The organism is Methylobacterium sp. J-070, from assembly GCF_022829385.1.
Lineage (GTDB): Bacteria > Pseudomonadota > Alphaproteobacteria > Rhizobiales > Beijerinckiaceae > Methylobacterium.
Window position 1 is genome coordinate 1 of record NZ_JAKSXX010000019.1, and the last position, 2,086, is coordinate 2,086.

The 2,086-nt window shown below is 67.1% G+C and carries 2 protein-coding genes; both read right to left on the reverse strand.

Annotated elements, in window-relative coordinates; all coding sequences use genetic code 11:
• Nucleotides 1-96: 96 nt before the first annotated feature.
• On the reverse strand, nt 97-300 hold the full coding sequence (locus MKL01_RS00780) for a hypothetical protein (RefSeq protein ID WP_243903339.1): 204 nt from the start codon (nt 298-300) through the stop codon (nt 97-99).
• 166 nt (nt 301-466) lie between these two features.
• The gene (locus MKL01_RS00785; protein WP_243903340.1) at nt 467-862 is read right to left on the reverse strand and encodes a hypothetical protein; all 396 of its coding nucleotides are present in this window, start codon (nt 860-862) and stop codon (nt 467-469) included.
• Nucleotides 863-2,086: the final 1,224 nt, after the last annotated feature.

Consider the following 2,086-nt stretch of genomic DNA (forward strand, 5'->3'; position numbering starts at 1 on the left):
CATGGGGGAAGCCTCTGGCGCCCAACGGCGCCGCTTCCCAAGAACGCACACGGCTATGCTTGGTTGCGCGCGGCCGAATGCTGAGCGCCGGCCGGATCAGTCACCGCTGTGGCCGCCACCATCGCCGTCGCCACCGTCCGACAGCCAGTCCAGTAGGTCCACACTGACATCGCCGGCCGCGTCCCCTGCCGGCTTGCCTAGCTGTTTCTCGGGGTGCTGTGCCCTAACCTCGGCGAACAGCTCGCGCGCCAGCCGATCCAGCTCGGCGTCGGACAGCTTCTTCTCCGATTGGATCGGCATGGACCTGAACCTCATGCGGAGCATCGGCCGCTCGGCCCCACCCCGATCTGCTCACGGCGCGGCGGACGTCCGATCTCACCTGCAGTCGGGCCGATACGCGACGTGGCCCAACAACATGATGCCTGGGTTCGGTTACGAGCGCGTGTACAGCACCCGTGAGCCGACCTCAGTACCCGTAGTAGCCGTAGCCATAGGGGCGGCGATAATAGCCGTAGGGACCACCGTAGTAGCCCGCCGGGGCATAGCCGTAGCCATAGGGGTAGCCGTATCCGTAGTAGCCGCCGGCCAAGCCGTATCCGACGGCAGCGCCCGTGGCCAAGCCGAGGCCCAGCCCCAGACCGCCGTAGCCGTATCCACGGCCATACCCGTAGCCGTAGCGGCCATATCCGCCCCGGAAGCCGCCGTAGCCACCGCGGAAGCCGGCGCCCCGGAAGCCCCCACCAAACCCACCGCCACGGAAACCGCCACCACCGAAGCCGCGCGCATCAGCACCGGTCGGAACAAATGCGACCGCGGCCAGCAGCGCCGTCGAGGCAAGAGCAAGACGTTTCATCAGGATCATCTCCTATCCATGCAGTCTGATCCATGAACTCGGCCGCACGCACGGCGGATCCCATCGGCAGAAGCGTAATGGGTCACAGATTTGTATCGACTTGTTACCGGATAGAAATAAAAGCCCGACCCAGGGGAGATGATCCTGGGCCGGGCGTATCTGTATCGAGCAATACGGGGCGGTGCTGCTCGATATAGTTACTAAGCCAACCGGCTGTAAGGATCAGAGTTCCCCGCCGATGCGAGCCAAGCTGTCGGCCACCGACCAGGCGTGCGGGCACTCCCTTTGTATTCGGATCGTTGTTCCTGATTGCCGAAAGGCGGCCATGCGCTTCATCCACGTGCGATGCTCGATGTGTGGCCTGCCGTTCACGGTGGTGCAATCGGACGGCAGCCGATCGGCACAAGTTGATCACTCGACTTGGAGGCACCGGTGCCATTGCGGCTCAGAGGTGACGGAGCCGCGACGGTGCGTGAATTTGCGCGCGGCCGTCTTCACCAGCGGCGCAGATGACGAGAATGATCAGCGACCCAACAGCCCACAAAAGCCGCGTCGCACCCGAAGGGCAGGGCCGGGTCGCGGGCATAAAGGGCCGATGAAGCGCGATCCAAGCGGCGGTGATGACCCAGGTACCTGAGCTGCCGTCGACGCCATCGAGATCGGCTGCGACTTGATCGCGGCAAGCTCTCGGGGGCTGGCACACGTCTCCGCAGGACTCATCACGGCAGCAGCAGTGGAGCTTCACCACGATGCCTGTCCCCTCCCGCCCGATCTGTTCACCACCGCCGGCATCACCCTCAACGCCGAGACGGTGCAGCCCGCGTCCCGGCTCGCCGGCGGGCCCAGGAAGCGGACGCCGGCCCAACGGGTGGGGACATCAACGTGGGCCTTGAAGGCGCCCGCTGCCTACGGGCACCGTAGGCGCCTGGACAACACAACCGGGTCGGAGACCCGTTCGCCCGGTTTGGAGTCCTCTGCTCCTCACCGGCAGCTCACCGCCGGCCGAGGGCCGCCCACTCCCTCAGCGTCGACGCCTCCGCCGGCCTTCAGGCCTCGCCGCGGCCGCCCGTGCGGCCGACGGCTCAGACCGTTCTCGCCTCGCGCACCCCGCACACCACCGGCCGCGCGCAGGCGTCGCGGACCAGCCCCCGGCGGAAGTCGTGGCCCTGCCGGCCGGTCTTCTCGGCGCCCGCCGAGCCCGCCTCGACCTGCTGCATCCCTGCCCTTCCGGCC

What these genes read in the sequence shown, in the direction of transcription:
- MKL01_RS00780 (WP_243903339.1), bottom strand. Translation starts at nt 300, where the DNA reads ATGCCGATCCAATCGGAGAAGAAGCTGTCCGACGCCGAGCTGGATCGG.
- MKL01_RS00785 (WP_243903340.1), bottom strand. Translation starts at nt 862, where the DNA reads ATGATCCTGATGAAACGTCTTGCTCTTGCCTCGACGGCGCTGCTGGCC.